The 2,576-nt window shown below is 67.3% G+C and carries 5 protein-coding genes; 1 reads left to right on the top strand and 4 read right to left on the bottom strand.

Annotation, left to right across the window (positions count from 1 at the left end):
* Positions 1-505: 505 nt before the first annotated feature.
* The 4 genes from O3W51_RS47675 to O3W51_RS47660 all read right to left on the bottom strand — a co-directional run bounded on the left by O3W51_RS47675 (position 506) and on the right by O3W51_RS47660 (position 2,122).
* Positions 506-721, bottom strand: coding sequence for a hypothetical protein (locus O3W51_RS47675; RefSeq protein WP_269290329.1), 216 nt, complete (start codon positions 719-721; stop codon positions 506-508).
* A gap of 139 nt (positions 722-860) precedes the next feature.
* Positions 861-1,247 (bottom strand): STAS domain-containing protein, encoded by a 387-nt coding sequence (locus tag O3W51_RS47670; protein WP_269290327.1) that lies wholly within the window; start codon positions 1,245-1,247, stop codon positions 861-863.
* A 310-nt stretch (positions 1,248-1,557) separates the two neighbouring features.
* Positions 1,558-1,911, bottom strand: coding sequence for a MarR family winged helix-turn-helix transcriptional regulator (locus O3W51_RS47665; protein ID WP_269290325.1), 354 nt, complete (start codon positions 1,909-1,911; stop codon positions 1,558-1,560).
* Positions 1,889-2,122 (bottom strand): hypothetical protein, encoded by a 234-nt coding sequence (locus O3W51_RS47660; protein ID WP_269290323.1) that lies wholly within the window; start codon positions 2,120-2,122, stop codon positions 1,889-1,891. The genes O3W51_RS47665 and O3W51_RS47660 overlap by 23 nt, the downstream gene beginning before the upstream one ends.
* Before the next feature lie 28 nt (positions 2,123-2,150).
* Between O3W51_RS47660 and O3W51_RS47655 the strand changes: the two genes are divergently transcribed.
* Complete coding sequence (locus O3W51_RS47655) at positions 2,151-2,495, top strand: hypothetical protein (protein WP_269290321.1); 345 nt, start codon at positions 2,151-2,153, stop codon at positions 2,493-2,495.
* The last annotated feature ends 81 nt before the right edge of the window (positions 2,496-2,576 follow it).

Below are 2,576 nucleotides of genomic sequence, written 5' to 3'. Positions count from 1 at the left end.
AGGGACAGAACACGAGAGTCAAGCTCATCAAGCGGGCCGGATACGGGCGTGCGAACTTCGACCTTCTACGCAAGCGGATCTTGCACCGGACCTGACCACCAAGCACAAGATCAGCGACAGAGCCGAATTACGTGACCGCTGACAGACCGCCTTGTGCCTCACCGCTGACCGCCGGACCCTTCAGGTCCGCGTCGAAGACCCCAGCCCCGCTCATCCGCAGGACCGTACACCCGGTCTGACCGGCCAGACCGGGGGCTGTGCCCTGCCCCCCACCCTGGTTGGTTGCTGCGGATGACCCCGGCCGCGTCGCTCGTGTCGCAGCACAAGGGGGTGCGGCGGCGGCTGTTGCCCAGGGAATACGCGGTGTCCGACAGGGCGAGAAGAGACATCACGGGTCCCTGCGTGGCTGTCACCCCCGGCCAACCGACCGCACGCCTGTACAGCAACCCTCTGCGCACGCCCCTCACCCGACGAGGGCACACGACGTCACGGCCGCTGACGCGCGCTACCGCGTCGGCGGCAGCAGTCCAGGGCGATCGGAAGTCAGATCATCGTGGAGTCGGCTGCGCAGCAACAGCAGAGCGGTTTGGTCCGCGACCTGGGCAAGGTCGTTCAAGAGCGTCCGTACCCGAGGAGGGTCTTCGGCCCGGACGGCCTCGACAACATGGTCGATGATCTCGCGGACAAAGACGGGCACCGGCTCAGGGTCGTTGGGGAGCATACCTAGCCCCTATCAGACAGGCGGCGGCAGAATCGTTTGATGAGGTGAGCCTGCCGGCTCGCTGGCAGAGGCGGCATCCAGCGGCCCTGGCGCACGCGGAGTGTGGCCGGACGGATCTCACGCTGCGTGGCCAGCTCGCTCATGCTGGGCAGCCGGCCGCTGCGGTGGGGGTCGCCAGGTCCGTGACAGTGGCGCCGGTCGTGAAGAAGCCGTCGAGTGAGGCCACATGGAGAAGCCGAATGACGCAGGGTGGCGGGGCGGCGATCCTCAGCCGGTCCGGTCCGATTTCGGCGCGGGCATACAGCAGCGCGTTGATCAGTGATGCGCCCGCGAACTGCACCTGGGACAGGTCCAGGACTACCGGCTCGTCCTTGGAGCGATCAGCGACTGCGCGGATCGCGCGGTTCAAGGGTGCGACGGTGTCGAAGTCGATATCGCCGCTCACCGTGATGATCACGGCGTGGGCATGGTGGCGGCTGACCACGCGCGATGCCAGGTGGGAAGAGTGCACGGCGGTGCCTTTCACTGGCGGGGACAGCGGCCCGGCCCGGGAGGCCGGTACTGGCTGTATGGCCCGTGCTGCGACGTATTGTCCCTCAGGTCTGCCGCGCGCAGGTGCTGGCCAGGAAGGGGGCCAGATGGTCTACGCTAGCCATAAGGTTTCCGTATGGCAACATTTCTTGCGGGCCTGATTTCCTTCGCTCGCCTGCGCACGGCGGATGGGCGGGGGCCCGGTGGGTGCCTTCGGGGACGGGAACGCCGCGCAAAGGCGGCCTCCTTTCGACCGAGGTGCCACGTGGCGTTTCTGATCGAGGGCTGACGGATGCTGGCGAGAGCTAGGCGGTGTTCGCCGAGGGCTCCTGCTTCAAGGGGGCGGTGTTGGTGTGAGAGCGGGCTGCGGAGGGGAGGGCCTCCAGTCTTTCGATCAAGGCAACGAGCTGCGCGGTGGGCATGGTCCGCAGAACGGTGGTGACCTCGCGGCGGCGGAAGTCGCGTATGTCAGTTAGCGACTGCCCGCTGGCGATCAGGCGCAATTCGACCTCGCGGCCACTGGTGGTGCTGGCTCCACGCTCCAGCAGGCCGGCGGCTTCCAGCCCGTCGCACAGCCGACTCACCCCAGACGGCCGCGAGCTGAGCGCCTCGCTCAGAGCCGTCAGGTTGACGCCCTCACACGCTTCGATCATGACCATCCCGCAAATGCGACGGCGGGACGGTGCCCAATGCCACCGCGTGCTGACCGCGCCCCCACAGGACTTTCGGCAGCTCCGCAACCGTGCCGGCGGCCTGCGCCGCGCGGGTGACTTCGGAGGATGAAGGAGTGGCAGAGATCATCTCACTGCCGCACAGGTAGCGCCCCATGACCACCCGTTGACCGCCCGTCGTGATGGCGAAACGTCGCACACTCCCATGGAAAGAAGCCCAACCCCCGATGCCGAATCTCCTGTCGGTCGAGCGCGCCCTGCGCACCGCCGCCCCGCACGCGCTGCTCGACGTGGTGCGCTCCGCGCTGGCCACGCACTACGGCGCCCATGGAGTGAATCTGCTGATGGCCGACTACAGCCAGAGCGTCCTGCAGTCCGTAACTGCGCTGCCCCACACCACGGCTGGAGTGTCTGTGCACGCCAGCGCGGAAGGCCGGGCTCTTGGCAGCCAGCAGCCGCACAAGGAACACAAGGCGAAGGGCGGCATGACCGAAGTCCATCTGCCGGTAACGGTACGCGGAGACCGGCTAGTGCTGAATTCCTCAAAGGCAGTAGACGTAGCGTCGGCGTAGGTGTCGGGTGGGTGGGGCGGGTCTGCCCCAGATCCAGGGTTTGGCGCGGGCGTTGAGTTGGGTTGTCGCGAGTTCGGTGGC

Source organism: Streptomyces sp. H39-C1 (assembly GCF_027158125.1).
GTDB lineage: Bacteria > Actinomycetota > Actinomycetes > Streptomycetales > Streptomycetaceae > Actinacidiphila > Actinacidiphila fildesensis.
The sequence above is the reverse complement of the archived record's forward strand: the minus strand, read 5'-3'. Positions and strand labels throughout refer to the sequence as shown.